Consider the following 25,955-nt stretch of genomic DNA (forward strand, 5'->3'; position numbering starts at 1 on the left):
TATAAGCAACCCGACCCTACCGGAAAACACCGATGGCTATGAAACCCAGCTACACCACGTCCTGGGACACGATCGTCCAACATCGAACGTTTCGTATTATTTCGGATGACTACGGGATTACGAGCCTGTCCCAAATCCCTCAAATGCGGCGGTATAGAATGTCTGCGTTCTGCCCAATCCAGACATCGGCTGCATATCTGAAAGTCCTGCTAGATAGGAATGTTCTGTCATCATTTTTGGTTCAGCCGATGACTTTCCGGACCTCAGGATGTCGGCTAGAAAGGCATATGAGCGCTCCAGAACGCATTTACCCCACACTGAACGACCTCAAGTTCGAGATCGGGCAGGTACTTGTCTGCTGGTGTTTTTTCGAAAACACGATGAGAGATCACTTAAAGGGAGCTGGGCTTCCGCAGCAGATTTTGAAGGGGCCCGTGATTTCTCATTGGCGGACATATATCAAGACGACTTATCCAGACCGAGCCCATGAGCTTCTCGAAGCAGTTGAAAAAGTCGCTCGCGTCCGAAACCCACTTGCGCACTGCATCCATTCGCTGCACGCAGATCCATGGACCGAGCGCAGCGCGGTGATCGCGTGCGCAGCCCCTGACGGCACAGTTCATTCTTTCAGCATCGACGATCTTCGTGCCGCATGCACCGAGCTTTCAAAGCTCATGGTGACGCCGATCCCGTGGGCCAAAGGCGACTGAAATGACGTATTGTAAAAATAAGGCTCTCCAGTCAGTGATGTGCTGGGACTGTAGTAAGACCGACGCTACGACGCGCCCACAGGAGTTGCAAGTGATTGATAAGAATTTGCTGAATATTTGAACAAGAGGGGTTGCGCCCCTCAAATCCCGCCAATAAACGTTATAGCATTACATAAGCCGTAACTGAGCGGCATCCTGCAAATGGAGCTATTGCGTCGTTGTGACTGAAGCATGCATGATCTTCGATAATCTGATCCTGGGCTACAACCGCTATCCTGCCGTGCAACATATGAACGGTGTCGTGCGCAAAGGAAGTCTAGTGGCCGTCGTTGGCGGCAATGGGTCAGGTAGATCAACCCTGATGAAGGCTATCATCGGCCTGTTGAGGGCGATCGCTTCGAAAGCGGACGAAAGCTGGGCGGCTTCTTGTATTCGGACGCCTTGTCGCCTGCCGATAGATCCGCGCCGACCTATATTGAGATGATGCGTCACAACGCCCGAACCCTGACATCTGCGATCAACGGCGGCTAAGACACCGTCCGATCAGACGGAAAAACCCATAACGTCGATGTTATGTAATATCATTAAAAGGAGAGATGAATGAGATATTTAATCCCAAGCGTATCTGCGCTGGCGCTATCCGCGACCCTGCTTGGCTCGGTCGCGTTTGCGCAGGACGAAGAAGAAAGCGTAACGCTCTATCGCATTTTCGTCGGCGACCATAAGGATTCGAAGGTCACGGCATTCGACCTGAGCAAACCCGAGAAGCGCTGGACGTTCGACACGGTCGGCCAGAATAAGCTCTACAGCGTCAATGACGGTGCCAGCGTTGTCGCCGTTCAGTCTGACAATAATGCCGTCAACTTTATCAATAGCGGTATTTCCCTTCACTCCCATGGTGACCATTCCGATATCGAGATTACCGATCCGTCGGCCGTAGAAAAAGCCTTGACCGGCCCACGCCCGTTTCACGTTATCGACCATGACGGCAAGATCGTCATCAACTTCGACAAGGGTGGATATAACGACATCATCGATGCGCACGAACTGACCGATGGCGAGATTGAATCGACACGGCTGAAGCAGGCCCGTGCTCACCACGGTTTTGCGGCGCCTGTTGGAAAGGGCTGGGTGACGACGGTTGCTTCCGATGCCCCGGTCGAAGGCGATACGGCTCCGACACGCGTCGGCTTGCGTGCGGTGAAGGAAGACGGCACACCCACAGGAGAGGTTGCGACCTGCACAGGCATTCACGGCGAAGCATTCTCCGGTGCTTTCTTTGCTGCGGGATGCAAGGAAGGCATTTTGACAGTCACCGCAAGCGCTGGTGGCCCGGTGACCAAGATGCTGACCTATCCCTCCGATCTGCCGAGCGGCGAGACAACCGGCACCCTGCTGGGTGCCAAGAGCATGCAGGTATTCCTCGGCAACTACGGTGCTAAGGGTCTCGTCGTCGTTGACCCCGCGGATGAGCCGCACTTCCATTACGTCGAATTGCCCTTCCGCCGTGTCGACTTTGCACTCGATCCGGCCAACGCTCGCTTTGGTTACGTACTGACTGAGGACGGCACTCTGCATCAGATCGATGTTCTTGGCGGCAAGATTTCCAAGAGCGCCAAAGTCACCGAGCCATATTCCATGGATGGCCACTGGAACGATCCGCGCCCGCGTATCGCCATGGCTGGTGACGATATCGTCATGAGCGATCCCAACGCCGGGATGGTGCGCCGCATCTCAAAGACCGAGCTCAAGGAAATTGCCACCATCAAGGTTGAAGGAAAGCCATACAATATCGCGGTCGCTGGTGGCAGCGGTAAGGTCCATGAGCACGCTGACGGCGAAGCTCAGGACCATGACGGTCACGCTCACGCCCACAGCCACGGCGATCCCCAGATCTACAAGGGCTATTTCGAAGACAGCCAGGTCAAGGACCGTCCGCTGTCTGACTATGCTGGCGATTGGCAGTCGGTCTATCCTTACCTCAAGGATGGCACTCTCGATCCCGTATGGAAGCATAAGGCAGAAAAGGGTACGTCAAGCGTAGAAGATATCCGTGCCGAGTACGAAGTCGGATACAAGACCGACGTGAACCGCATCACGATTGAAGGCGATGCCGTGACCTTCTACAAGGAAGGCCAGCCGTCAAAGGGCACCTATGCCTACGACGGCAAGGAAATTCTGACCTACAAAAAGGGCAATCGCGGCGTTCGGTTCATCTTCAAGAAGACCGAAGGCGATGCCAGCGCTCCGCAGTTCATCCAGTTCAGCGATCACGGAATTGCACCGAACAAGGCTGACCATTACCACCTCTATTGGGGCAAAGACCGTGCCGCCCTGCTGAACGAAGTCACTAACTGGCCGACCTACTACCCGTCGTCATTGAAGCCAGAACAGATCGTCACTGAAATGAAGGCTCATTGATCGGCCAAGTTACCCACCACAGCATCCGGCAGAGACAGGCCGGATGCTACATCGTCTGAAAAGGCCAATGCGCTTTGTACAATTGACGACGCTCTATCTGTCCAACCAGAAAATCCTTGCGGTTGATCGTCCAGCCTTCGCTGGTTCAAGTGCTTTCAACGCGAGGATTGTACAATGCCGGATGGGCAAAGGGCAGTTACAGCCCAGTGGTCGCCAAAGATTTTAGCGCCGAGACGAGATAGCGTTCACTAAGCTCGTGCCTGCCGTTTCTTGCTAAATCGATCGCCGCCGAAATCTGGGACTCGAGTTGCACGGCTTCCACGGCATTGCCGAAATTCCGCTCGGCAAGAACGATTCTAGTATAGATTGACGGATCGCCGTTTACGTCTCTCTAACACGAGCCCATGCTCAGAAGAGCTTTCGTGCAGCCGCTCGGAAAAACGATGCCGTACGACGAAACAAATGACTGCCCGCCAAGAATGACGTCATGAATTCGAGCTGCCAACCGGGGACGGTCTTCGTCGGCGATCCTGGCGAGGATGTACTCGACCGGTAACCCTTGCCCCAGTTCTCTCTCGTCGATCTCTTAGATGTCCGCATATGCCTTGTCGGCCGTCAGAATATTCGTTTGGAGTGACCACGAATAAAAGCCTGCTCCTTGCATCAAGTGTTCGATCAGTTTCGGTCTTGGATTTTCCATACCTGTCTTATCTCTTGTCCTTTCCGTGCCAACATGCCGTGCCGTGAGGGATGATGGGCAGGGCAATCATTCCTCACGATCGATTAACATTACGGTCCGCAGAACACTTCGGTTTAGTAGCGGACTCAAAGATCACCGAGGATCTGCTACCGTCACGCACACGATCGTACGGCCGTCATACCGAGGCTCGAACTACCGGCCCTCGCAGTCTCTTCAGCTAATGCCGTTCACCACCACTGTCACGCATTCTATATCTGCGAGACTGGAAATTATTGTTCGCAAGAACTCGTATTGACCAGCAAAGCCATTTTGCTGAAATTACGCCATGAGCCGGTTCGAAAAACGAAGAAACATTCACGATGAATTTTGGACTGTCATCGACTCTGTCACGGCAAGTCCGGCTACAGTCGATGAGCTGCCTATGGATGCCCTGACAGAGGACGAGGCAGACGAGATGATTGTACTTCTCGAAGCCCACCATATTCAAACTGACGCCCGGCCAACGTGATCGGTTCTCCACTCGAACGGTAACGCCATGCCTATGTATTTTTTTCGTGTCCACTATGAAGACGTCGGTATGATCGATGAGCATGGTGCCGAATTTGCGAATGACAAAAGTGCGTGTTTAGAGGCCATGAGGACTGCGCGGGAACTGGCGGCGGACAAAATAATTAATGGTCTAGACCTAAACGGAATCTACTTCGAGATTGCGCGTTCGGACCGGTCTTTAATGGACAGGATACCATTGAATTCAGTGTCCAGAGGTGTGATTCCTGAAGACGCGTGACACTCTCCCGCTCGACCCATCCAGCCTCTGACCTATATCCAAATCGCACCGGCTATTGTGGCACCCGTTCGAGAGCGCTTACGATCTTAACTTCTTTACGAGAATGACCAGCGACAAGAAAAAACAAGCCGAATTCGTCAGGATGATAGGCCATTCGGTGCGCATGACCCCGAATATGGTCCAAAGTGCAAATCCTGTAACCGTGAGACAGTACATTCCTGTCGAGATCGCCTTGGTATCGTTGGTCCTGACAACCTTGTAGACTTGTGGAACAAAGCTTGAGACCGAACACGTTGAGGCAAGGTATCCGACCAAAAGAGCGGTATCCAATGAAAGTTTCCTTCGTGCAGATGCTGCTGTTGTGAGGGGACAGCAGGCAGCCCCTCATGACTAACTTTCGATACTATTGACCCATTGTTGCTCTGACGAATGTCGTCCACGGCTAAGTCGTCTCTTCGTGTTTTCGGATGGCCAATATTTCCGAACCATCAGGCGATGCGCGGGTTTGCATCATAAGCTCGTATTCTCGGACGGCTTGCAGCCAGTGTTCGTTATCGTGTCCGTTTATCCGCCCGTTTTCTTCCCAAAGTGCATATGCGCGTGCGCTGATCCAGATATCCCGTTTCTCGTTCATTGGTACTGCTCGGGTCCATTTGTTGATATTCAAGCCGGACTGGCAGGCCTTTCAACTGTTCAGCATCTACAATGTTCCTGGGGCTTGGCGGATACGATTTTCGTTTTTTGCGGCGCTCAGCGAGGATAGCATCAGTCAAAGGACGAGGGTCCAGATCATATGATTTGCTGGTGTCATGGTCGAGGAATGATCGTTGTTCTCTCAGGATGATCGGCACGATCAACCGACTGCAATATTCAGCGCCTGCAAATCTTGTGGGCTTACCGACATCATCTCCATCGGTTGACCAATTGTGACAGACTGCTGAATGCGCCCGAGTGTTGACGTGACGACCGATGTGGACCGCATGTTTCGGGGAACCAAACAACCCACTCCAAGGTTGGCATGGCAGTTGTTCAGCTGATCCTGGACCGTCGATCATCCTGATAGAGATTGCTGGACGAACACACATTTTTCTGGAGGAAGATATGGCACTGAACGTTCTTGCCCTCAACGGCACGCTCAAATCATCGTCATCAACAGAGACATCGTCGACCGCACGTCTGCTTGACCTCATAGCTGAGGAATTCAAGTCTTTCGATGCAGTGACAGAGACGGTTTGGCTGGCAGATCACGACATCAAGCCCGGTGTGACGTCTGATGAGGGGGACGGCGATGCGTGGCCTGCAATAAGGACCAAAATACTCGGCGCAGATATTCTTCTCATTGGTACACCTATTTGGCTTGGCCAGCCGGGCAGCGTCATAAAGCGGGCGCTGGAGCGCATGGATGCGTTTTTGGAGGAAACCGATGACGAAGGTCGTATGGTTTCTTATGGAAAGGTTGCCGCTGTCGCTGTGGTTGGTAATGAGGACGGCGCCCATCATGTGTCTGCCGAAGTTTTCCAGGCCTTGAATGATGTCGGCTTTACGATCCCGGCAAACGCCGTCGCCTATTGGGTGGGTGAAGCAATGGGATCGACCAACTTCGTCGATTTGGAGGAGACCCCCGACACGGTAACGACGATGGTCGAAATGCTGGTACGGAACACAGCGCATCTCGCCAACCTTCTGCAAGAGCATCAATATCCCGGTGAGCAGTGAGTTCGGCGTCATGCACACCAGCCTACAACTTTTGCTCCGCCTTGAGCTCATAGATATTGGAAACGATATATGAAGTCGAAGGCTAACGCTGATGAACGACAGCAAAACCTCGGCGGGCTTCTCCGAGATATCAAGGCCCTTGCCCGAGAATCTGAACTATCAATTCATAATATAAGGGAAACAGTTGGAAAACGCAGTTTCGGGCCTTTTCTGACGATCCCGGCGATCATCGAAATGAGCCCGATTGGGGGAATTCCAGGCCTTCCGAGCGTCATCGCCATTGTCATAAGTTTCATTGCCATCCAGATCCTGTTCGGGCGAACGCATATATGGCTTCCCGATTGGCTGGAGAAAAGAAAGATAAGTGGCCGCAAGCTTGAGCGTGGAATTGAGAAGATCGAGCCCGCATCGCAATGGATCGACAAGGTAGTTCGCCCACGAATGTCCTGGGCAACGAAACCACCTTTTCTTCAGAGGCTGGCGGCATTGTCTATCGCCCTTTGTGCGACAGTACCGCCACTCGAACTCATTCCCTTTGCGAGCACTTTACCGATGGCGGCAGTAGCTCTTATTGGGTTGTCACTCGCTGCGCGCGACGGCCTGCTAGCATGTCTAGCACTGCTGTTGGCTACCGGGACGGGCTACGCAGTGTTCAGAACGCTGTCAGAATTGTAAGTCAGGGGTAACCGGATCACGGGTTATATCCTCGGACGTGCGCTTCTCCATCTAACGCCTTACGGCAAACCGTTGGCCTGCAACGGATGTGTTCACGTGATAGGGTTTTGCAGAGTAGTTACCTTCCAATATGTCGAGATTTGAATATACCGTTTCACGACTACGCCTTCACATTTTGATCGAAAAGCGGCGGAAGCGAAACACTCGGCCATGGATGGCACCGGAGGACATCACTTGAGCGAATGGCTTTTATCGTTTGGTATTGAATTTAACTTCCTTCCTCATTTAGTAGCACTGCTGGTGGCTTATCTTCTTGCACTTCCTATTGGATGGGACCGCGAACAGAATGAGCGAAGTGCGGGCCTTCGAACGTTCCCTTTGGTTGCGATTGCGGCATGTGGCTTCATACAAGCGTCAGAAAAAATCACGCTCGGCAATGCAGAGGCAACCGCCCGCGTGCTCGAAGGCCTGATCAATGGCGTCGGCTTTATCGGAGGCGGAGCGATCCTTGTCGGCAAAATGGGAACGCGCGGAACTGCAACGGCTGCGAGCATATGGGCGACAGGTGCCATTGGCGCTGCAGTGGGGCTGGGATCATATGACACAGCAATTGTTCTCTCAGTTGTCACTTTCGCGACCTTGAGAGTGATGACCAACTTTAAGTCCGAAGGGAACCCTGTCAACTTGCCGGTTAAACCGCCGGATCAAGAGTAATCACCTTGGCGACCGCCAACAAATTCGCGTAACGCAGGCCAATAAAATTGGTTACGGGGCAGTAAGCTCGACCAGTTTTCGTTGGTTCCAGAGCCGGTGTAGCAAATTTTAGTGACGATGGCGCGCTTCTGCGACCGCAGCCTCAAAAGCGGTGCGAGCATCATCGACAGATTTATGTCCCGCCAGTGCCGCCCGGCAGGCGCTTCGGGCTCTCACAAAATTTGGGCCTTGGACAGTTGGCCACTGTTCCGTCATATGCACGAGCGCTTCGAATGGGCCGCCCACCTCATAGGAGCCGTTCGATGGGAAATTAAACTCGACAGGGGCGCTCCAGCGAGCACTTGGTCCGGACATATCGCAACCTCCTCGATAACCGACGTTTTTAACGCTGAAGCCCTTAATTAGTTCCACCTTAAATAGTTGACGAATTTCTCTTTGTGGTTCAAATCGCGATGAGTTCATGAGTTCGAGGGTCAGTGCCGCTGCGATGTGGCGCTGCTCTGCGCCTGTCTACCTGATGTAGAATTGCCGCGCCCGACTGTGATAGTCGGCGAAGCTTTCGGGGCGAAGTCGTCCCATGGTGCGGACGGTCCAATCTCTAAAAAACGTAGACAGCTCTATTACGCATTAAATTCTAAAATCACAGGGAACCACTTCTGATTATATCGGTTCGCTCGATAAGAGAGGAGAATACTATGAAACAGGAAACACCAAAGTCCGGCGCTCCCGGAACAACTGACCAGTCTCCCCGTTGGGAGGGACCGCAGGATACTCGCCCCGCAGGCTATATGCCGGCAAAAGACGATCCAGAGGTTGACCGGGACGCTGTGGGCGAAAATCTCAGAGATCCTCGCCGAAAGAACTTGGGTGATGCCGGTAAGGTCAAGGGAGACATGTGATGTCCACGAACGAGGACAACAAAGGCTCGATAGAAGAGATCACGAGGATGCTAAAGGCCAGTTTGCACGCGGATTGAAGCGGAGCAACAATAATGGGGTCGACAGCGCCAAACCACGTGTCATCACGGGTTCTGACGACGCCACCTCCCATAAAAATCCACCCGGGCAGAGGCCGATCAAGAAGGAATGGGACGTGAATTACGACGAGCGCGGAACGAACGAGGGTGATTTTCGCAGTTAATCAAGGATATGCGGTTGTGCGGAAAAACTTACCCGCAGGCATCTGTAATAACCAGCGGTTCCCGGACATCGCCTGTCACTCTGATTTGCACGACGAAATATCGTCACCAATCGAGATACGGTCGACAGGAGTAATCATTGACCAACGAAGGCGACATTATCCCGCCTGTTGCATCGCCTGCGTCCTTGGGCGTAAGGGGCCTATGTCCCCGGTGCGAAAAAGGCCATCTATTCGAGGGCTACTTGCGGCTCGCGCCGCGTTGTGATGTGTGCCATTTGGACTACGAATTTGCTGACCCCGCTGCGTTTACCGAAGCAGCAACTATGTCAGTACCTTCTTGTTTCGCAGCGCAATCTCGATACCAATAAGGGAATGTTCGATGGCAATACAAAATGTATCAATTCCACAAATCAAGGCTGCTAGAGCGTTATTAGACTGGTCCCAGTCTGACATGGCTGCCGCATGTGGCATTACCGAGCCGACAATAATAAGACTGGAAGCTGCCGAGGGTGATCTTGGTGGCCAAGCCGACACGGTCGGCAAGATTGTAACGTCACTCGAGCAAGCGGGCGTGAAATTTATTGATGACAATCAGACATCGGCCGCAGGTGGCCCCGGTGTCCGGCTTGCCTTGTCGCCGAAGCCCGAAGTTCCCAGCCCGGAGACCGTGCAGTATCCTGAAAATATGGAGCCGGACGCGCCGACGGGTGCAGGCGGTTAGCTCTTCATTGACCTGCCCGTAACCTTTAACGTCTGCTACTGGGTCGCGATCATCCCAGGTTTCATGTCTTTCCTGTGCATCATTGATGGCGTTGGATGGCAACTGGGACAGGCCGTGGCAACTGCAGTCGTGTGGAAAACATTCTGGGGCGGAGCGCTTGGGAACGTGACTGTTCTGGGTGGTATCAATATCCGCGATTGGTCCGAAGCAGTCGATCAAGGACCTTCTGTCATGTCAGTGTTCAAGCGACAGGGCTGCGTCGTCGCTATTCTAAAAGTTTCATAAACTGCCTTACGCCCCAACAATGTTAATCAAATGCGGAAGATCATTCGCGCAAATGAGATGGCAGTGGTTCGATTCCAATCAAGGCGATGACAGCGTTTCCCAACTCGTCGTGATTGAATCGAGGCACGTCGAGGGGAAATTTCTATATGCTGGATCACAAACGGTGGCCAAGTCCATCTCGGGCGGAACTTGAATTGAGCTACAAGGCCCGAATGGCCCAGCTTTTCACTTGCCCAATTCCCGTGATCGTCGGCATCGATTTCTCTTCCTCAGATATCTAATCGGGCTTTCGCTTCACGCCGCCTACGATGCAGGACAGGTTCAGTATAGCCATTGGGCTGATGGGTGCCTCTGAACACAAGATCACGGGCAGCTTGGAACGCAATATTGTTGCCGAGGTCGCGTGTCATCGGGGAATAGTTGGGATCGCTGGCATTTTGTTCATCTACTACAGCTGCCATTCGTCGGAAAGTATCCTCGACCTGCTGTTCGCTGCACAGGCCATGCTCCAGCCAGTTGGCAATATGCTGCGAAGAGATCCGTAGCGTAGCCCTATCCTCCATCAACGCGATATTGTCGAGATCGGGAACCTTGGAGCATCCGATGCCCTGATCGATCCATCTCACCACATAACCGAGTATGCTTTGTGCGTTGTTATCGAGTTCCCGGCGGACATCCTCTTCGGGAAGGTTGCGGTCTTCCAGCAAAGGTGGGGTTAGTAGATCATTAAGGCTTGCCGGCTGCCTATGACGGAGCGTATCCTGCAAAGCAGTGACCTTGACCTGATGATAGTGCGTGGCGTGTAAAACTGCCGCAGTAGGCGAGGGGACCCAGGCGGTGCTTGCTCCACTCTTCGGATGACCGATCTTGACGTCCAGCATCTCTTGCATAGCATCTGGCTTTGACCACATGCCCTTACCGATCTGCGCCTTTCCTCCCATTCCCACCCTCAAGCCCACATCGACATTGTTGTTTTCATATGCGGGAAGCCAGACCGTGGATTTGATCTCGTTTTTTGGTGCGACCGGGCCCGCCTGCATACTGGTATGGATTTCGTCACCGGTGCGGTCTAGGAAGCCGGTATTGATAAAGGCGATGCGGCCTTTGACGGAACGGATGGTCTCCTGCAGGTTGACGCTAGTACGTCTTTCTTCATCCATGACGCCAATCTTGACGGTGTTGTGCGGCAGTCCGAGAACCTTTTCGACGCTGTCGAACAGTCGGTTCGTAAGCATCGCCTCCGCAGGTCCATGCATCTTTGGCTTCACGACGTAGATGCTACCAGTACGGCTGTTGCGGCCGGTGCCGAGGTCATGCATAGCCGCAAAGGTTGTTATCATGGCATCCAGAAAGCCTTCGGGAGTTACTGACCCGTCTGCGTGCGTCACTGCATCCGTGGTCATCAGGTGTCCGACATTGCGGACAAGCATCAGGCTTCTGCCGGGTAAGATGATGTCGCTGCCATCAACCGCCTTGAATCGCTTGTCCGAGCCAAGACGACGGGTCATCTCCTGGCCGTTCTTCTCGAACGTATCTGTGAGGCTGCCCTGCATCAGCCGCAGCCAGTTGCGATAAACGACGACCTTGTCTTCAGCATCTACCGCAGCAACAGAATCCTCACAGTCCTGGATGGTCGTAAGAGCAGATTCCATCAACACATCTCTAACGCCTGCAGCGTGCGTCTTGCCGAGTGGATGGTTTCGGTCGATCAGAAGTTCTATATGGAGCCCATTATTGCGAAATAGGATTGAATAATTGTTGCCTTCGGTAAAGCCGACTAGTTGCGATGGATCTGCCAATTCAGTGACGCTGCCATCGGCCAGCCCGACCAAGAGCCCGGTCGTGTCCGTGCCATTCAACATGTAGCGAGTCGCATTCGCGTGTGAGCCCATTCGCAGCGGTATGGCGATATCTAAGAAAGAGGCGGCCTTCGCGATCACGGCTTTGCCTCGAAGTTCATTATAGGCGCTACCTGGAGCAAGTTCGCCGCTGCGATCAATCGCATCGGTCCCATAAAGCGCGTCGTAAAGGCTTCCCCAGCGCGCATTGGCAGCATTCAGTGCAAAGCGCGCGTTCATGACAGGAACGACGAGCTGTGGTCCTGCAAGCGAAGCAATTTCAGCATCGATATTTGCCGTCTCGATGCTAAAGTCTCCCTGTTGCGGAACGATGTAGCCGATCTCCTCTAGAAAACGTCGTTGTTCTAAGACGTCGAAGCGCTCGGTACCGCGGTCCTTAATCCAGGCATCAATTTTTTTTTGAAATTCGTCTCTTTCTGCCAAAAGGCGTTTGTTTTCGGGCTCCAGGGTGGTCAATATGGCTTGGTAGCCGGACCAGAATTTGTTGATATCGACACCTGTCCCCGGCGCAACTTCATTAGCAACGAAATCGTGCAGCGTTTTTTCGACCCTCAATGAGCCAATTGCAATGTAATTTGTCATCTCGTCCAACTAACCCCGATGCGTCATATCAATCAGATTGGAGTAAGCAATTGCGTGGCCGGGTACGAGGTGAGAAATCAGAATTTCCACGATGCGGAAAAGGGACGTTAGGAAATGGCGGAAGAGAAGAAAGTAGAAAAGGTTCAGAGCTCCGGCAGTGTCCAGTCAGTTGAACGAGCAATGGCACTTCTGGAAATCATTGGGCGTTCGGCGGGTGGTTGCCGTCTCAGCGACATCGCCAAGAGTGCTGGCCTCTCACCATCTACCACGCATCGCTTACTTACAACTCTTGAACGCGGCCGCTACATTCAAACGGACATTAGAGACGGACGCTGGCACATTGGCCTGCCCTTGCTGAGCATCGGCCTTGCATTTCTGGACCGCAGCAGTTTTGTCGCTCCATCCATGCCCTTACTAAGACGCCTGCGTGACGACACAAGGGAGACCGTCAACTTGGGCGTTGCGTATGATGGTGAAATTGTAGTTCTTGCTCAGGTTGCTAGCCGTCAAATCATGCGCGCCATTTCTCGTGTTGGAGGTCATGTGCCAATGACAGCATCTGCAATGGGCAAAGCCATTCTTGCGACTTTGCCAACTGCAGATATCGATCAACTCATTGAGTTGCGTGGGTTTAGAAAGCAGACCCCTCAGTCGATAACCCGTTCGGTTGCCCTTCGGGACGAACTCGCCGAGATCCGAGCCAGAGGGTATGCAATCGACAATCAGGAATTCGATAGCGGTGTGCGGTGTGCCGCAGCGGTAGTCTATAATGACCAAGGCGAGGCGCTTTGCGCCATTTCTGTTTCAGGTATCACACAGCGGCTTTCAGCAGAACGCCTACAGCAATTCGGTGATCGGGTGGTAGCAACAGCACACGAGATTACACGCGTTGTTGGAGGTCGCGTGCCTTAATGGCTAGCCAGGGCGAAGTAGCATTTAATTAGTGATCTACGCCGCGCTCTTTCTATGAGTAATGTACTTGGGGTCAGAACAAGAGCAGTCCGAAACCTTACGCTAAGGCCGAACGAAGCATGAACAATGCCATAGCTCGGATTTGGCGCGTTCGATCTCTGTGGATTGCCATCGACATGCTCAAATTTTGATTTCTCTGTTTCGCCCGACTCGACAAGGCTCAGTGGAGATTGGGGATGGATGGAGTCAGGCAACGCAAAGCGAAAGCTTCTCAAAGATCAAGCTTATCGACATATCAGTCGACGAGGACAGCCTGATCCGACACTATTCGTTGTCATTGGCGGATCGCCTCGAGATCGAACTGCGAAGACGTAATCACAACCGGCTCGGCTTTGCCATTCAGCTATGTCTGATGCGATACCCGGGTCGAGTGCTGGGGGCCAAGACACTCCGCCTCGCGCCATGCTGAGATTTGTTGCTGATCAAATCGGCGTCGCCCCGGAAGCATTTGCGCTCTACGCACGTGGTGAAGAAACCCGGCGCGCTTTATGGTTCATGGATGTCGAGGACACGGGCTCAGAAGAACGGGGCCAAACTCAAGGTCGGCGTTTAAAGCCAGAAGGATGCCCGGTCCGTTCACCTGGATCCGTCAGGACTGATCAGGTCCCGAGGATTAGAAATTCTGTTTAGTGGTGGCTTGTGCGTCACGCTGCTTTCATGATGGCACCTTCGATTACGACGCCGGAGCTCACGTACTTCCAGAGCGCAACTCGCAATTTACGGGCCAGTGCCACGATCAGTGGCGTTTTAAGGCGGCCGGCGTTACGCGCAACGCGCTCCTTGAACCATAACGTCAATACCGATTTCGGTTGGTGCCGCAACCAGAGCCACGCGAGCTCGACCATTGTCGCCCGCAGTCGCCGATTCGACCAATTCCCCTGATCTCCCAAAGCGCAGTCGCTCTTGCCGGCGTTTCCGGTGTCTCTCGTACAATCAAAGCATCTCGCTCTGCCTCCACCGCCTTGATTTGCGCCAACAACAATTCAAGACGATCGAGTCGTCTGCAAATTTCGGCTTTGAGGTGTCTGCACAGAACCCTACCGTCTCCAGTTCGAAGCTCGTCCAGACGCTGGCGGCGATCTCGATTTACAGGCTCGTAATCTCGCACACCTTGGGTGAACAGAGGTCCTTTGATGCGGTTGACGTGGAAAACACGTTCAGCAATCAGCGTTTTCCGCTCCCGCCCGATCCGGCGGATATCTTCCTCATTCGGTGTGAGCAGTTTGACCATCGAGCAGGCGCGAGGCTCGCCACGTTTCCATGCCATCAATGCGCGGATCAAGATTTCGCCATCGATGCGATCAGTTTTGGCCCGACGATGACGGCGAGGCATGGCTATGGATGCAGCCTCGACAATATGGCTCTCTATCCAGTCTACTTTGCTGAGCACCCGCCCCAACCAGAAGGTATCAAGCCCGACCTCCTGAATCCAGCGGATAAAGCTTGCCCTTTCGCAGCTGACATTTCTGGCGGAGGACAGCAAAACACGAGAATAGACACGAGATGTCACCTCCAGTAACCGTATGACGTGACATCTTTTCACTTCCGGGCGAAAGAGCCGTCACGAGCCATTTCGATTTGCTCAACTCCAACGAGACGAAAATTGCTCCAAGATCGATAGGTGTATCGGTCTGTGCTTGAGTTTGATATGCTGTCTTCGGCATGATTGGCCTCCAGAGAGTTTTCTAACGACCTCACTCTGCCACGGTGTGGGCCGCTACTCACCCCTGACGGGATCTCAAGGCGCTGGCAGTGTTGCCTTTCCCGATGGCGGCCGAGAACAATCGTTTGCTCCGCATTCACGTCATATGCGCCTCATCGGAGACATCACTGCAAGCTTGAGTGGATCAAAGAGCGCCGTCTGTGGGGCAGACACCCAGGCAGGTGCACGTGACATGCAGACAGCGGATTGTTTTCTGTTAGAACGCGAATTCCTGATGAGAATCGAGAACTTGCAGAATGAGACATCTGTTGCACGTGATCCTGCCAGAGGCGATGCCGGTCAGCTATAAGGAGCGGCTTCGTTCCGCGATGGGTGCATTGATTGGCATTCTCCTGACCGGTTTTCTGGGACATCTGGCGATCAGCGACACTGCGGCTCTGCCTGCTTTGATCGCCCCAATGGGGGCGTCCGCCGTCCTGCTGTTCGCGGTTCCCTCCAGCCCGCTCGCACAGCCATGGTCCATTCTCTGCGGCAATATCGTCTCCGCCGTTGTCGGTGTTACAATTGCAAAGCTGGTGATGGATCCCTTCGTGGCCGCGGGGCTCGCCATTAGCATCGCCATAGCGGCCATGATGGCTCTACGCTGCCTGCATCCACCAAGCGGTGCGGTGGCTTTGACGGCAGTTCTTGGCGGATCGGCCATTCACGATCTTGGCTATGGCTTCGTGCTCTGGCCGGTGACGGGCAATTCCATAGTGCTTCTCACCGTGGCGGTCATCTTCAACAATTTGTCTGGCCGTCGCTATCCGCACGCGATGCGCATTCAGCCGACCAACCACGGCACGAAAGACCCGGCGCCAATCCAGCGGATCGGTTTCTCGTCGGCCGATCTGGATGATGTTCTGAAGGATTTCGATCAGGTGTTGGATATCGATCGCGACGATCTTGAAACGATACTGCGCCGTACTGAACTGCGCTCCTACCGCCGTCGAGCCACGGATCTGGATTGCGCCAGCATCATGTCCCGCGACGTTGTCGCCGTCGCACCGGATCATCCGTTGAAAACGGCCCATGAATTGATGCGCAACCACCATTTTAAGGCTTTACCCGTGACAAATGATAACGCGGAGGTCGTCGGCATCGTGACGCAGACCGATTTGCTCGACAAAGCAAGCTGGGCAAGCGGTCGCCCGACCATCGGCCTTCTTCAACGAGTTCGGCTGATATTCTCAGGACGCAGCGCTCCTAACGGCACGGTTGAAGACATCATGACATCTCCGGTTAAAACTGTGTCATCCGACACGCCAGTCGAAGACGCGATCATCATTCTGGCAGAACAGGGCTTGCACTATCTGCCGGTCGTTAGCGGCAAGAACAAACTCGTAGGGATTATTTCGCAATCGGATGTGATGGTGGGTATGCTAATAGATAGGGCAGGAAAATAAGCCTAAAGACAAAGCCAGCCTGTATAGCAACGGGATTCTTTGCCGCGGTTAGCGCAAGGATGTAGAATTTCGCGATGATTGACCCGGTTGCAGGTTGGGTGCTGAACAAGCCAATTTCTTACATGAAAAGGGAAAACTTCACGGGAATACCGCGCAGTTTTTCCGTTGGATTGCACCTTCCTGCGTCTTCAAGAATTCGTTTCGTCGGATGCGAAGGCAACAGCCGCGATATCTTCCGGCTCGCCGAAGCGGCCGAGCGGCAAACCTGCAATCAGCTTCTCGCCGAATTCACCCGCAAAATTGCCATCGGTGGCGGGCGTGTTCGTGTGACCCGGCAGGATGGAGTTCACTTGGATGCCCCGCGGTTCGAGTTCAGGGGCGAGCGCGAATGTCATCGTATCGACGGCATCTTTGGTCGCGGCATAAATGCTGGAGGCGAGGTAGGGGTCGGCGCTGAGGATCGTGCTGATGTTGATGGTGCTGCCGCCGCTTTCGCCAAAATGCTTGTGAGTTTCCCGGGATAGCCAGGAAGTAGCCGAGCACGTTGATATTGAACTGCTTATGAAAAGCGTCTTCGGTCACGTCAGCGGCCATCTCGAACACCGCAACACCGGCATTGTTCGCAAGCACGTCCACCTGGCCGTGGTCAGCCTTGTCTGATGCAGAGGTATTGACGGGCTTGCCACGAAGGATGCCCTGAAGGCCCAACGGTCTCATCAGCAATGCGACGGTGTAGCGTGTGATGTCCTTACCTTACTCCGCGTCTTGTCGCGATACATGCTGCGGTAACGCGCGGGCGTTTGCCCAAGGACGCGGCGGAAGCTGGCAGCAACCGCGCTATCAGGCCCATAGCCAAGCGACTTGGCAATCGCGACGTATTCGATTGGTCGCCGTTTGGTGGACATTGCGCAGGACAGGACGAATATTCTATTCAACAACGGTCTGCATTTACAGGGATACAAAATAGGGATATAATATATCCTTAATTACAATCTGGGTCCCCATCGCATGATACTCAAAAGCCAAGTCGAATGGGCACTCCACTGTTGCGCGATTCTCGCGGGCCTGCCTGACGGGCGATATCTGTCGACCAAGGCGCTGGCAGAGCTGCATGGGCTTCCGAAGGAATATCTTTCAAAGGCACTTCAGAGCCTGTCACAGGCAGGCCTTGTTCATACGACGCTTGGCCCTTCGGGCGGCTATCGCCTGGCAAGGGCACCGGCAGAGCTGACATTTCTTGATGTCGTCGAAGCAGTGGAGGGGAGCGGTCGGACCTTCGTCTGTCAGAACATCCGCGCCAACAACCCGTGCCGACCCAAGGGCTTCTGTGACAGCGGTTCGTGTGCGATTGCACGGATCATGTGGGAAGCTGACGAAGCGTGGCGGACGGCGCTTCGGAAGGCTACGTTTGCAGACCTCGGGAAAATGCTGAAGCAGGAGATCGACCCGGGCATCTGGGCCGGAACCTTCGACTGGGTGCTAAAGCGCGCAGGGTAGGCCGCCGACCGATCCAGATTTCTCCATCTTGTCGCCCAGGCTGGGCACGACGAGATAGGCTTGCGCCGGCATTGCAAAGCCAAGACCTTGGGTCGCGCATTGTTGGCTGACGACGTCGATGATCTCGTTGCGCGCTGGCACTCGGTTGGCAGGGCTGGTCACGCGGAACAGCAATTCGACATCGATTGCGATCGCATCAATGCCCTTGAACGCCACGACGGGCTTGGGCTCCTGAACAATGAACCGGCAATCCTCCAGTGCAGACACCAAAATTGCTTCAATGGCGGATGGCTGTCGGTCGGTTGCAATGCGGATGGCCAATACGACGAGGTGCGATTCATCTGGTCGCGTCAGGTTGGTGAGACTGAGTTTGGCGAGTGCGCTGTTGGGGAGAACAACAACATTATGTGCCGGCGTCAGGATCTGTGTCGAGCGCCAGTTGTTCTGGATGACGCGTCCCTCTGTGCCGTCGCCTAGCTGTATCCAGTCGCCGATCGTAAACGGGCGGCCAAGTGTGAGGGCCACGCCAGAGAACAGGTCGCCCAAGGTGTTCTGGAGGGCAAGGCCGAGGATAATGGCAACCACGCCGGAGGTAGCAACGAGCGTTCCAATCGGTGCGCCGAACACGAAGCCGATAATGGAAAGCGCACCACCTAGATAAACGCCGGCGACGATCAGATCCTGGATCAGTCTCGCCTCCTGCGGCCGGCGGTCGAGCGCAATGTAGAGGCGTACGAAGCCGATCGTTGCCCAGGCGAGGTGGACCCACCAGAGAACGCGCGCGGATTTTCCGAGATAGGCGGTCAGGCCTTCAAGCTCACCTGTTGTCACGCGAAACGGGACGATGCCCTGCGACAGGAACGTCGCGGTCATTGCTGCAAAAAACAGGATCTGGACGATGAGGCGCGCCGTCGGTCGATCCTTGCCCTGAACATGCCAGACAAGGATGCCGATCACGCCCACGATATCGACGATTGCGAATGCCAGTGCGGACAGGTCAACGGCCATGGCAGGTCACTCCAGACTTGAAGGACAAAAGGGACCGGATGCGGCGACGGAATCCGGTCCTTGTTGAGATCTCTACTTCTTGATCGGGTAGGTCAGTTCCTTTTGATTGGTATCGACCACGAAGACGGCGAGAAGCTTGGCGCGCTTCGTGTCGCTGCCGTTCTTGCTGACGCCGTGGCGGTCGCCCGGTAGTTCAGAGAATTGTTCTCCAGCCTTGTATTCCGTGACCGGACCGTCATTGACCTGGCTGAGGATCGATCCTTCCAGCACGGTTGCGTAGATGAAGGCGCTGTCCGGGTGCGTATGCGCGTCGGAATACCCACCCGGACCGTACTCGACCAGAACGCCCTTGAGGCTTTTGCCCGGCACATTCGGCAGCTCGTGCTCATAGACGAGGGTGACCTTCGATGCTGAACCGCCACCCGGTGCGTCATGCGCAATCGCGGTTACTGACGTGACGATGGCGATCGCCACCGCGGAAATGGTTCTTCTGATCATGACATTCTTCCTTCGTGATTGCGGAGTGGGATTTCACTTGCGAGGGGCGGCGGCGAACCACTGTTCGAAACCGATCTTGCCGAGCCGCGGATTGTTGTCGGAAACCAGCGTCAGGTCTTCCAGGCGGGCACCGAAGTATTTGGCCTCAGGATCGGCAACGACCTGTCGGGTGTCCCCCGTCGCTTCCAGATAGCGGGCGACCAGTTCATTGAGTCGGAAACGCTCCGGTCCAGCGATCTCGATTAAACCGTGGGCCGGAGGGGCAAGCGCCACGTCAGCCATCGCATCCGCAACGTCGTCGGAAGCGATGGGCTGCACGAAGGCCGGCGACAGATGCACCTTGCCTTCAATCAGGGCGGACTGCACGATGCCGCCGAGGAACTCCATGAACTGGGTTGAGTGGACGATCGTGTAGGGAATACCGGCCTCGCGGATCAGCTTTTCCTGAGCCAGCTTGGCGCGGAAATATCCGCTTTCCTGGAGCTTGTCCGTTCCGACGACGGAGAGCGCGATGTGGTGCTTCACGCCAGCGGCCTTTTCGGCAGCGAGCAGATTGCGGCCGGAGGTCTCGAAGAATTCCATCACAGCCTTGTCCTCGAAGGACGGGGAATTGGCGAGATCAAGAACCGCAGCCGTGCCCGTCAGCGCTTCGGCCAGCCCCTCACCGGTGATCGTATTGACGCCGGTATTGGGCGACGCGGCAATGACCTCAATGCCCTTTGCCCGAAGGCGTTCGGTGGTCTTCGAACCGATCAGGCCGGTTCCCCCGATGATGACGATTTTCATGGTCGTTCCTCCGTCAGCCTTACTGACATCGTGTGAATTTCATGCGGTGCAGATGTCTTGCGGGTCTTAGCTGAGGCCTGCCTTGTCGAGGCCGTAAAGCTTGTCGGCCGAGCCGGGCACGGACTTGAAGGCGATACTGATACGGTTCCAGGCATTGATGGTCGTGATCGAGAAGGTGAGGTCGGAAACTTCCTTCTCCGAGAGCTGGCCGCGAACACGTTCGTAGAGCTCTTCCGTAATGCCGCCTTCAGGCAGCTCGGTAACGGCTTCCGTCCAGGCAAGGGCTGCGCGTTCGCGGGGAACGAACAGATTGGATTCTCGCCAGATCGAGACATGATAAAGACGAAGTTCGCTTTCGCCGTGAATCTTGGCTTCCTTCACATGCATGTCGAGGCAAAAAGCGCAGCCGTTGATCTGCGAGGCGCGAATATTGACGAGATCGCGGATCGACTGCTCAATGACGCTATCTTTCAGCGACATGCTGAGTTCGGATATCTTCTTGAAAAATTCAGGGGACTGGGCTGCGTAGTTAAGGCGCTGTGTCATAGTTTTCTCCATTATTAAGGACCTAAAATATCCTTATGGATAATTAATATCCTTAATTTCTGGACAGGCAACCAAAACCGGACTAAGCTTTCGGCATAACGCTTATTCCAAATGGTATGGGCAGAAGGGAAAGCAGGATGGACGTCGTTTCAGCACTGAGGACATTCTTACGCGTGGCCGAAACAGGGTCATTCTCTGCGGCGGCGCTGGATTGCGGTCTGACCCAGCCGGCCGTGTCGCGGCAGGTCTCATCACTTGAGGAACACTACAGCACGCGGCTGTTCCACCGCTCGACCAACGCCCTCTCCCTGACTGTCGAGGGCGAGCAAATGATTGCGATGGCACAGAAGGTTATCGATGCAGTGGAAGAACTCGGCGAAACCGCGTCGGCTGATGGCGTCATGGCTTCCGGCAAAGTTAGGATTAGTCTGCCGGCGGCGCTCGGGCTTTACATCAGCGATCGGCTGCCTGCCTTCCTCGCGAGCTTTCCCGGTCTGTCCGTCGATATCGTCTTTCGCGAACAGTCTTCGGATCTGGTCGGCGAGGGGATCGATCTCGAAGTCCGCCTTGGCGAGGTGTCCGATAGCAGTCTGATCTGTCGCCGGATCGGTTGGACGACAGCCTTCCTTGTTGCAGCGCCAAGCTATATTCAGAGGCGGGGTATGCCCAGCCATCTGCTTGAAATCCCCGACCATGATTGTATCTGCTACAATCGTGGGGGCGAGGGCCGCTCCTGGAGTTTCATGAACGGAGCGGACATCGAGAGGGTCAAGGTCGCTCCCAGGATGATTTTCAACAATACCGGAGCGGTGCATCGCGCAGTGCTCGCTGGTGGTGGATTGGCTATCCTGTCACACATTCTTGCCGGCGAAGACATCGCTGCGGGACGCCTGGTCAAATTGATGCCGGCCTTTCCGCCAATGCGGTTGCCGATCACCATTGTCTACGCCTCACGCCGCAATCTTCCGCTGCGTGCCCGCGCTGTTCTGGATTTTCTGGTCGATGCCGTTGGTGAGGACATATTGATGGGTACGGCCGAGGCGGCTGCTTGACCTCCCGGCAGACCGGTCAAGGCCGACTAACCGCGATGTGGGATCAGCTTGACGGCGGGCCGTGACGATACGTTTCCAAGACGGGGTACGAAATTCGCCGAAGCCGAGTCTCCACCCGCGCGATGGCTCTGGCACTAAAGATGCGCCGAAGATGAGAGCGTGGAATTCTCCTTGAAATCGCCTGGAACCGAGAGTTGCCGGTTCGTATCCCTTCGAGAGCTTGACAGTCACAGGGTGTGATGCGCACAGGCTTCCGTGCAACAATTTCTTAAAAATATCAAAGCGATCGAAAAATTTGTTCGATTTCCTTCCGGCTATCGCCCCGTGCAAGACAAAGCGCTAGCAGGATTCGAGCTCTTTGGGGGTTGATGTCACCACCACCGATAATTCCAAGCTCTCGGTGATGTGCGCTGTCTACCACCAATCCCGACCCGGTTCTGGAAGACTGAACCACCACCACACCTGCTTCGACGATGGTGGCAAGCGCCAGCGTCTCAGTGGGGGTCGCCATTCCCGGTCCGAAACCCGCGGAGATAATCCCTTTTGCGCCAGCTGCTGCGAATGCTTGAGCTGCACTTCCATCGGCACCGACGTAGCTATAGGTGATATCGACGCGTGGAAGAACTCGGAGAAGCGACTGCGGAAATACCGGGTACTTGCGTTCTTCGCGCCGCAAGATCCTCACGTCTGGTCCATCCACGAAGCCAAGCGGGCCCATCCAAGGCGACTGGAAGGCACCGAGACGTAGTGTATGCGTCTTTGTTACTGTTCGGGGCGAGTGGATTTCGTCGTTCACAACGACGAACGCCCCTGGACCAACATCAGGGGCCGACGCAACTCGAACTGCGGCTGCGAGATTGGCGTTTGCATCGGTCGATATACCAGTTAGTGGCCTCATCGAGCCTGTCAGAATTATGGGAATTGTCGGTGCCAATACGAGCGACAAAACCCAGGCTGTTTCCTCAAGACTGGCTGTGCCATGTCCAATGACGATGCCTGTCAGATCGGGATCGTTGCTGAGAGACTCGCATGTTTGAGCCAGGTCCGCCCAGTCGTCGTAGGTCACAGCCGTGCTATCGATCTGCCTGAAATTAACCGGGATTATTTCGGCAATCTTCCCCTGAATTCCTGTCCGGTCGATGAGGGAGGCAGCGTTAATACGCACGTCGCTTGCGTTGTAGTCCAAGAGGTCGAACTGGTCTGTTCCAAGGGAAGCGATCGTTCCGCCGGTTCCGATGAAGGCAATTTTAGGTAGCATTCTTGTTCCGATCTGGAGAGGCCTATTTGAGCATGCGAACTTCGGTCATGCCTCGGGAATTACACCAGACGACCGTCAGAGAAAATATCGGAAATGAACGAATTGCGTACGTTGCTGGCTCTATTCCGCAAACCCGTGCCTTCCCAAGACGAAATCTAAACCGATAACCTGCAAGAATAGAGTGGCTCAATCTTATTGTTGGACGGAGCTGCCAAGCCCTTCCATATTGGCGGCGTTGGTTCATGAGGTCGGTCCTCCCAGGCATCCTCTAAAACCATCGGAACACAATAAGGGGAACGTCAATGTTCAGATCTCGTACCTATCTGCCGATGATCGCAGCACTTGCTATAACTGTCTCGGCAGGCCCGAGCCTTGCTCAGAGTTTCGATACGTCTTCCATTAAAACGGACGACGCGCTTGCCGCCCGGCTCCCGGAAAAAATCAAGTCGTCCGGTGTGCTTACAATCGGGTCCGACACAGCCTACGCGCCATGGGAGTTCTTGAGCGAAAAGGATGGTCAAACGCCAGAAGGCATCGACGTCGATATCGCCAATGCGATTGGTAAAAAGCTGGGTGTGAAAATCGATTTTCAGACCTCTGCATTCGAAGCCATCCTGCCAGCACTTGGTACGAAGTTCGATATCGGTGTGTCAGCTTTCTCTGTCACCAATGAACGCATGAAGGCCGTCAACTTTGTAAGCTATGCTGACACCGGAAGCATGTGGGCTGTGAAGGCGGGCAATCCTGCGAAATTCGATCAGAACGATTTGTGTGGCCGCAAGATTGCGATCCAGTCAGGAAGCTATCACGAAAAGGCTGTCATTTCGGAAAACGAACTCTGCAAGACGGCTGGGAAGGCCGAGATCGAAATACTTCCATTTTCAAAGCAACCTGAAGCGCTCACACGCGTGGCAGCCGGTGGCGCAGATGCCACAGTGTCAGGCGAGGCGGGGATTGGCTACGCAGCCAAACAATCCAAAAGCGCTTTCGAATTGCGGAAGCCCACCGCTGGCGCTTTGAGCAAGCACGGTCCGAACGGAATAGCGGTTGCAAAAACGGACATGGCCCTCACGGAGTTGATTGCCGACACGATCAATTCCCTCATCGCCGACGGCACGTATAAAGCCTTGCTTGACACTTGGGGTGTTGGCTCTGTGATCGTCGACAAGGCTTTAGTCAACCCAGAAGTCAAGATCTGAACCATGACCGTTATCCACAAAGACCTGGGGGCCGGCGTCAAGCCGGTCTCCCTTGAAAAGCCCGGAATCACGCGCAACGTCGTAGTTCCGCAAAGACATCCTGGCCGCTGGCTGGCGGTTGTTGTTCTGGCTATCATCGTATTTCAGGTTGGCCAGGCCGTTTCGGTCAATCCCAACTTCCATTGGGATGTCTACCTCACTTACCTCTTTTCCCCGCAGGTCATTCGTGGCGTTGGGTGGACGCTTCTTCTGACCATTGTCGCCATGACAGTTGCCATTTCCGTCGCAGGCTTGCTGGTGGTCATGCGTGACAGCGACAATCCTGTGCTACGCGGCCTTTCTTATTCCTGGGTGTGGTTTTTCCGGGGAACGCCAATCTACACTCAATTGCTTTTTTGGGGTCTGTTTGCGGTGCTGTTCCCAAATCTCAGCCTGGCTATTCCGTTCGGACCGGAGATCATCAGCGTAGAAACGAAATACATCGTTACGCCTGCTGTGGCTGCAATTCTCGGTCTCGGTTTCAATGAATCGGCCTATTTGACGGAAATTTTCCGGGCTGGGTTCAGCTCTATCGATCGCGGACAGGCCGAGGCGGCCCAAGCCCTGGGAATGCGGCCGGCGAAAATCTGGTGGCGCATCCTCATGCCACAGGCGATGCGTGTGATCATTCCACCGACCGGAAACGAGACTATCGGAATGCTGAAAATGACATCTCTGGTTTTGGCGATACCGTTCACCCTGGACCTGACGTTCGCAACCAATGCCATATCGAACAGGCTTTATCTGCCGGTCCCGCTCTTGTTGGTTGCTGGTACCTGGTATCTCGCCATTACCAGCGTTCTCATGGTGGGCCAGTATTTCCTTGAGCGCCATTTCGGTAAGGGCGTTTCCGTTCATCCAGCGCGGGCGGAGTAAGTCATGAACGCCAATGTTTCTGAGTTCTGCGTGGAAATGCAAAACATCCACAAATTCTATGGTCCTGTTCACGCGCTTAGAGGCGTGGGTCTAAATGTGAAAAAGGGCGAGGTGTGCGTTGCTATCGGACCATCCGGGTCGGGCAAGTCCACGATGCTACGCTGCATCAATCAGCTTGAGAGCATCTCGGCCGGTCGGGTTTTCCTGAAAGGCGAACTTCAGGGTTTCACAGAACGAGATGGTCGGTTCCACACCTTATCAGCGCGAAGGATTGCTGCGCAGCGGCGGCTGACTGGCATGGTCTTCCAGCGTTTCCAGTTGTTCCCGCATATGACGGCGCTGGAGAACGTCATGGAAGGACCGTCGCACGTCAAAGGATGGTCAAAGGAGCGGTCCCGTACCAAAGCACATGATCTTCTCAAGCGTGTTGGTCTTGACGGGTTTGGAAGCCGTTATCCGGCGCAACTCTCTGGTGGCCAGCAGCAACGCGTCGCGATCGCGCGGGCGCTTGCCATGGAGCCGGAGGTGATGCTGTTCGACGAGCCCACATCCGCGCTCGATCCCGAACTCGTGGGTGAGGTTCTGGATGTCATCAAAGATCTTGCAAAGAGCGGGATCACGATGGTCGTCGTTACACACGAGATCGGCTTTGCTCGAGAGGTGGGAAATCACCTCGTCTTTATGGATCAAGGGCAGATTGTCGAGGAGGGGAATCCACGCGAAATGCTGGCAAACCCGCAGAACCCGCGCACGGCGGCGTTTCTCTCCAAGGTCTTGTGATCCATCATGGCGAAGACCATCGAGAA

Annotated in this window: 29 protein-coding genes and 2 pseudogenes; 19 read left to right on the top strand and 12 right to left on the bottom strand. The window is 54.6% G+C overall.

Annotated features, from left to right (window positions below):
- Window positions 1-287 precede the first annotated feature (287 nt).
- The 4 genes from ATO67_RS13545 to ATO67_RS23855 all read left to right on the top strand — a co-directional run bounded on the left by ATO67_RS13545 (window position 288) and on the right by ATO67_RS23855 (window position 4,618).
- Complete coding sequence (locus ATO67_RS13545) at window positions 288-710, top strand: hypothetical protein (protein WP_067649909.1); 423 nt, start codon at window positions 288-290, stop codon at window positions 708-710.
- 289 nt (window positions 711-999) lie between these two features.
- Window positions 1,000-1,194: an ATP-binding cassette domain-containing protein gene (locus ATO67_RS23775; RefSeq protein WP_342585719.1), complete on the top strand. Its 195-nt coding sequence runs from the start codon at window positions 1,000-1,002 to the stop codon at window positions 1,192-1,194.
- Between the two features lie 1,307 nt (window positions 1,195-2,501).
- Window positions 2,502-3,131: a ZinT family metal-binding protein gene (locus ATO67_RS23780; protein WP_425352215.1), complete on the top strand. Its 630-nt coding sequence runs from the start codon at window positions 2,502-2,504 to the stop codon at window positions 3,129-3,131.
- A 1,241-nt stretch (window positions 3,132-4,372) separates the two neighbouring features.
- Window positions 4,373-4,618: a DUF6894 family protein gene (locus ATO67_RS23855; protein ID WP_425352216.1), complete on the top strand. Its 246-nt coding sequence runs from the start codon at window positions 4,373-4,375 to the stop codon at window positions 4,616-4,618.
- Window positions 4,619-4,696: 78 nt separating this feature from the next.
- On the opposite strand, the gene ATO67_RS22390 is transcribed toward ATO67_RS23855, so the two are convergent.
- Together ATO67_RS22390 and ATO67_RS23860 are read right to left on the bottom strand one after the other, a co-directional pair.
- A complete protein-coding gene (locus ATO67_RS22390; protein WP_082760262.1) occupies window positions 4,697-4,948 on the bottom strand; it encodes a SemiSWEET transporter in 252 nt (83 codons plus the stop codon).
- A 112-nt stretch (window positions 4,949-5,060) separates the two neighbouring features.
- Window positions 5,061-5,252 carry a DUF2934 domain-containing protein gene (locus ATO67_RS23860; protein ID WP_067649921.1) on the bottom strand — a complete coding sequence of 64 codons (192 nt, stop codon included), beginning with the start codon at window positions 5,250-5,252 and terminating at the stop codon, window positions 5,061-5,063.
- 467 nt (window positions 5,253-5,719) lie between these two features.
- On the opposite strand from ATO67_RS23860, the gene ATO67_RS13575 reads away from it, so the two are divergent.
- From ATO67_RS13575 to ATO67_RS13585, 3 genes are all read left to right on the top strand, one after another.
- Window positions 5,720-6,334 (top strand): flavodoxin family protein, encoded by a 615-nt coding sequence (locus ATO67_RS13575; protein WP_067649924.1) that lies wholly within the window; start codon window positions 5,720-5,722, stop codon window positions 6,332-6,334.
- 69 nt (window positions 6,335-6,403) lie between these two features.
- Window positions 6,404-7,009, top strand: coding sequence for an exopolysaccharide biosynthesis protein (locus ATO67_RS13580; protein WP_067649927.1), 606 nt, complete (start codon window positions 6,404-6,406; stop codon window positions 7,007-7,009).
- Between the two features lie 234 nt (window positions 7,010-7,243).
- Window positions 7,244-7,723, top strand: coding sequence for an MgtC/SapB family protein (locus tag ATO67_RS13585; protein WP_067650663.1), 480 nt, complete (start codon window positions 7,244-7,246; stop codon window positions 7,721-7,723).
- 108 nt (window positions 7,724-7,831) lie between these two features.
- Here ATO67_RS13585 and ATO67_RS22395 read toward each other — a convergent pair whose 3' ends face one another.
- A complete protein-coding gene (locus ATO67_RS22395; protein ID WP_082760263.1) occupies window positions 7,832-8,077 on the bottom strand; it encodes a DUF982 domain-containing protein in 246 nt (81 codons plus the stop codon).
- Between the two features lie 341 nt (window positions 8,078-8,418).
- On the opposite strand from ATO67_RS22395, the gene ATO67_RS13595 reads away from it, so the two are divergent.
- The 4 genes from ATO67_RS13595 (at window position 8,419) to ATO67_RS13605 (ending at window position 9,869) form a co-directional block, all read left to right on the top strand.
- A complete protein-coding gene (locus ATO67_RS13595; RefSeq protein WP_067649933.1) occupies window positions 8,419-8,622 on the top strand; it encodes a hypothetical protein in 204 nt (67 codons plus the stop codon).
- A gap of 483 nt (window positions 8,623-9,105) precedes the next feature.
- Window positions 9,106-9,231: a hypothetical protein gene (locus ATO67_RS23865; RefSeq protein WP_425352217.1), complete on the top strand. Its 126-nt coding sequence runs from the start codon at window positions 9,106-9,108 to the stop codon at window positions 9,229-9,231.
- An 11-nt stretch (window positions 9,232-9,242) separates the two neighbouring features.
- The gene (locus tag ATO67_RS23125) at window positions 9,243-9,584 is read left to right on the top strand and encodes a helix-turn-helix domain-containing protein (RefSeq protein WP_158667358.1); all 342 of its coding nucleotides are present in this window, start codon (window positions 9,243-9,245) and stop codon (window positions 9,582-9,584) included.
- A gap of 114 nt (window positions 9,585-9,698) precedes the next feature.
- Window positions 9,699-9,869, top strand: coding sequence for a hypothetical protein (locus tag ATO67_RS13605; RefSeq protein ID WP_158667359.1), 171 nt, complete (start codon window positions 9,699-9,701; stop codon window positions 9,867-9,869).
- Window positions 9,870-10,138: 269 nt separating this feature from the next.
- Here ATO67_RS13605 and ATO67_RS13610 read toward each other — a convergent pair whose 3' ends face one another.
- Window positions 10,139-12,310: a malate synthase G gene (locus tag ATO67_RS13610; RefSeq protein ID WP_067649939.1), complete on the bottom strand. Its 2,172-nt coding sequence runs from the start codon at window positions 12,308-12,310 to the stop codon at window positions 10,139-10,141.
- Between the two features lie 114 nt (window positions 12,311-12,424).
- On the opposite strand from ATO67_RS13610, the gene ATO67_RS13615 reads away from it, so the two are divergent.
- The gene (locus ATO67_RS13615) at window positions 12,425-13,222 is read left to right on the top strand and encodes an IclR family transcriptional regulator (RefSeq protein WP_067649942.1); all 798 of its coding nucleotides are present in this window, start codon (window positions 12,425-12,427) and stop codon (window positions 13,220-13,222) included.
- A gap of 277 nt (window positions 13,223-13,499) precedes the next feature.
- Window positions 13,500-13,765: pseudogene (locus ATO67_RS22415) on the top strand (DUF4158 domain-containing protein); the annotation flags it as partial.
- A 161-nt stretch (window positions 13,766-13,926) separates the two neighbouring features.
- Here ATO67_RS22415 and ATO67_RS22420 read toward each other — a convergent pair.
- A pseudogene (locus ATO67_RS22420) lies at window positions 13,927-14,946 on the bottom strand (transposase).
- Between the two features lie 295 nt (window positions 14,947-15,241).
- Here ATO67_RS22420 and ATO67_RS13630 point away from each other — a divergent pair.
- Window positions 15,242-16,390 carry an HPP family protein gene (locus ATO67_RS13630; RefSeq protein ID WP_067649951.1) on the top strand — a complete coding sequence of 383 codons (1,149 nt, stop codon included), beginning with the start codon at window positions 15,242-15,244 and terminating at the stop codon, window positions 16,388-16,390.
- Between the two features lie 188 nt (window positions 16,391-16,578).
- Here ATO67_RS13630 and ATO67_RS23485 read toward each other — a convergent pair whose 3' ends face one another.
- Window positions 16,579-16,866, bottom strand: coding sequence for an SDR family NAD(P)-dependent oxidoreductase (locus tag ATO67_RS23485; protein ID WP_245303993.1), 288 nt, complete (start codon window positions 16,864-16,866; stop codon window positions 16,579-16,581).
- Window positions 16,763-16,984 (bottom strand): hypothetical protein, encoded by a 222-nt coding sequence (locus ATO67_RS23490; protein WP_245303994.1) that lies wholly within the window; start codon window positions 16,982-16,984, stop codon window positions 16,763-16,765. The genes ATO67_RS23485 and ATO67_RS23490 overlap by 104 nt, the downstream gene beginning before the upstream one ends.
- Window positions 16,985-17,398: 414 nt before the next feature.
- Between ATO67_RS23490 and ATO67_RS13640 the strand changes: the two genes are divergently transcribed.
- A complete protein-coding gene (locus ATO67_RS13640) occupies window positions 17,399-17,887 on the top strand; it encodes an RrF2 family transcriptional regulator (protein WP_067649957.1) in 489 nt (162 codons plus the stop codon).
- Here ATO67_RS13640 and ATO67_RS13645 read toward each other — a convergent pair.
- From ATO67_RS13645 to ATO67_RS13660, 4 genes are all read right to left on the bottom strand, one after another.
- Window positions 17,870-18,895 carry a mechanosensitive ion channel family protein gene (locus ATO67_RS13645; RefSeq protein ID WP_067649960.1) on the bottom strand — a complete coding sequence of 342 codons (1,026 nt, stop codon included), beginning with the start codon at window positions 18,893-18,895 and terminating at the stop codon, window positions 17,870-17,872. The two genes, ATO67_RS13640 and ATO67_RS13645, sit on opposite strands and share 18 nt — an antisense overlap.
- Window positions 18,896-18,967: 72 nt before the next feature.
- A complete protein-coding gene (locus ATO67_RS13650; protein ID WP_067649963.1) occupies window positions 18,968-19,393 on the bottom strand; it encodes a cupin domain-containing protein in 426 nt (141 codons plus the stop codon).
- A gap of 33 nt (window positions 19,394-19,426) precedes the next feature.
- Window positions 19,427-20,179, bottom strand: a complete 753-nt coding sequence (locus tag ATO67_RS13655) for an SDR family oxidoreductase (protein WP_067649966.1) — start codon at window positions 20,177-20,179, stop codon at window positions 19,427-19,429.
- 66 nt (window positions 20,180-20,245) lie between these two features.
- Complete coding sequence (locus ATO67_RS13660) at window positions 20,246-20,725, bottom strand: carboxymuconolactone decarboxylase family protein (RefSeq protein WP_067649969.1); 480 nt, start codon at window positions 20,723-20,725, stop codon at window positions 20,246-20,248.
- A gap of 137 nt (window positions 20,726-20,862) precedes the next feature.
- Here ATO67_RS13660 and ATO67_RS13665 point away from each other — a divergent pair, with 137 nt between their 5' ends.
- Entirely contained in the window at window positions 20,863-21,777 is a 915-nt protein-coding gene (locus ATO67_RS13665; RefSeq protein ID WP_067649972.1) for a LysR family transcriptional regulator, read from the top strand.
- A 277-nt stretch (window positions 21,778-22,054) separates the two neighbouring features.
- On the opposite strand, the gene ATO67_RS13670 is transcribed toward ATO67_RS13665, so the two are convergent.
- Window positions 22,055-23,035, bottom strand: coding sequence for an asparaginase (locus ATO67_RS13670; protein ID WP_067649975.1), 981 nt, complete (start codon window positions 23,033-23,035; stop codon window positions 22,055-22,057).
- Window positions 23,036-23,337: 302 nt separating this feature from the next.
- Here ATO67_RS13670 and ATO67_RS13675 point away from each other — a divergent pair, with 302 nt between their 5' ends.
- Genes ATO67_RS13675 through ATO67_RS13685 form a run of 3 tightly spaced genes read left to right on the top strand, consistent with a single transcriptional unit; the run spans window position 23,338 to window position 25,929 of the window.
- The gene (locus ATO67_RS13675; RefSeq protein ID WP_067649978.1) at window positions 23,338-24,234 is read left to right on the top strand and encodes an ABC transporter substrate-binding protein; all 897 of its coding nucleotides are present in this window, start codon (window positions 23,338-23,340) and stop codon (window positions 24,232-24,234) included.
- A 3-nt stretch (window positions 24,235-24,237) separates the two neighbouring features.
- Entirely contained in the window at window positions 24,238-25,149 is a 912-nt protein-coding gene (locus ATO67_RS13680; protein WP_082760268.1) for an amino acid ABC transporter permease, read from the top strand.
- A gap of 3 nt (window positions 25,150-25,152) precedes the next feature.
- Window positions 25,153-25,929, top strand: a complete 777-nt coding sequence (locus tag ATO67_RS13685; RefSeq protein WP_067649981.1) for an amino acid ABC transporter ATP-binding protein — start codon at window positions 25,153-25,155, stop codon at window positions 25,927-25,929.
- Window positions 25,930-25,955: the final 26 nt, after the last annotated feature.

This window comes from Agrobacterium bohemicum, from assembly GCF_001562555.1.
Lineage (GTDB): Bacteria > Pseudomonadota > Alphaproteobacteria > Rhizobiales > Rhizobiaceae > Agrobacterium > Agrobacterium bohemicum.

Bases quoted from the DNA above. Each gene is read 5' to 3' on its own strand.
- ATO67_RS13545 (WP_067649909.1), top strand. From the start codon at position 288: ATGAGCGCTCCAGAACGCATTTACCCCACACTGAACGACCTCAAGTTC.
- ATO67_RS23775 (WP_342585719.1), top strand. From the start codon at position 1,000: ATGAACGGTGTCGTGCGCAAAGGAAGTCTAGTGGCCGTCGTTGGCGGC.
- ATO67_RS23855 (WP_425352216.1), top strand. From the start codon at position 4,373: ATGTATTTTTTTCGTGTCCACTATGAAGACGTCGGTATGATCGATGAG.
- ATO67_RS23860 (WP_067649921.1), bottom strand. From the start codon at position 5,252: ATGAACGAGAAACGGGATATCTGGATCAGCGCACGCGCATATGCACTT.
- ATO67_RS13575 (WP_067649924.1), top strand. From the start codon at position 5,720: ATGGCACTGAACGTTCTTGCCCTCAACGGCACGCTCAAATCATCGTCA.
- ATO67_RS13580 (WP_067649927.1), top strand. From the start codon at position 6,404: ATGAAGTCGAAGGCTAACGCTGATGAACGACAGCAAAACCTCGGCGGG.
- ATO67_RS22395 (WP_082760263.1), bottom strand. From the start codon at position 8,077: ATGTCCGGACCAAGTGCTCGCTGGAGCGCCCCTGTCGAGTTTAATTTC.
- ATO67_RS13595 (WP_067649933.1), top strand. From the start codon at position 8,419: ATGAAACAGGAAACACCAAAGTCCGGCGCTCCCGGAACAACTGACCAG.
- ATO67_RS23125 (WP_158667358.1), top strand. From the start codon at position 9,243: ATGGCAATACAAAATGTATCAATTCCACAAATCAAGGCTGCTAGAGCG.
- ATO67_RS13610 (WP_067649939.1), bottom strand. From the start codon at position 12,310: ATGACAAATTACATTGCAATTGGCTCATTGAGGGTCGAAAAAACGCTG.
- ATO67_RS13615 (WP_067649942.1), top strand. From the start codon at position 12,425: ATGGCGGAAGAGAAGAAAGTAGAAAAGGTTCAGAGCTCCGGCAGTGTC.
- ATO67_RS13630 (WP_067649951.1), top strand. From the start codon at position 15,242: ATGAGACATCTGTTGCACGTGATCCTGCCAGAGGCGATGCCGGTCAGC.
- ATO67_RS23490 (WP_245303994.1), bottom strand. From the start codon at position 16,984: ATGGCCGCTGACGTGACCGAAGACGCTTTTCATAAGCAGTTCAATATC.
- ATO67_RS13640 (WP_067649957.1), top strand. From the start codon at position 17,399: ATGATACTCAAAAGCCAAGTCGAATGGGCACTCCACTGTTGCGCGATT.
- ATO67_RS13645 (WP_067649960.1), bottom strand. From the start codon at position 18,895: ATGGCCGTTGACCTGTCCGCACTGGCATTCGCAATCGTCGATATCGTG.
- ATO67_RS13650 (WP_067649963.1), bottom strand. From the start codon at position 19,393: ATGATCAGAAGAACCATTTCCGCGGTGGCGATCGCCATCGTCACGTCA.
- ATO67_RS13655 (WP_067649966.1), bottom strand. From the start codon at position 20,179: ATGAAAATCGTCATCATCGGGGGAACCGGCCTGATCGGTTCGAAGACC.
- ATO67_RS13660 (WP_067649969.1), bottom strand. From the start codon at position 20,725: ATGACACAGCGCCTTAACTACGCAGCCCAGTCCCCTGAATTTTTCAAG.
- ATO67_RS13665 (WP_067649972.1), top strand. From the start codon at position 20,863: ATGGACGTCGTTTCAGCACTGAGGACATTCTTACGCGTGGCCGAAACA.
- ATO67_RS13670 (WP_067649975.1), bottom strand. From the start codon at position 23,035: ATGCTACCTAAAATTGCCTTCATCGGAACCGGCGGAACGATCGCTTCC.
- ATO67_RS13675 (WP_067649978.1), top strand. From the start codon at position 23,338: ATGTTCAGATCTCGTACCTATCTGCCGATGATCGCAGCACTTGCTATA.
- ATO67_RS13680 (WP_082760268.1), top strand. From the start codon at position 24,238: ATGACCGTTATCCACAAAGACCTGGGGGCCGGCGTCAAGCCGGTCTCC.
- ATO67_RS13685 (WP_067649981.1), top strand. From the start codon at position 25,153: ATGAACGCCAATGTTTCTGAGTTCTGCGTGGAAATGCAAAACATCCAC.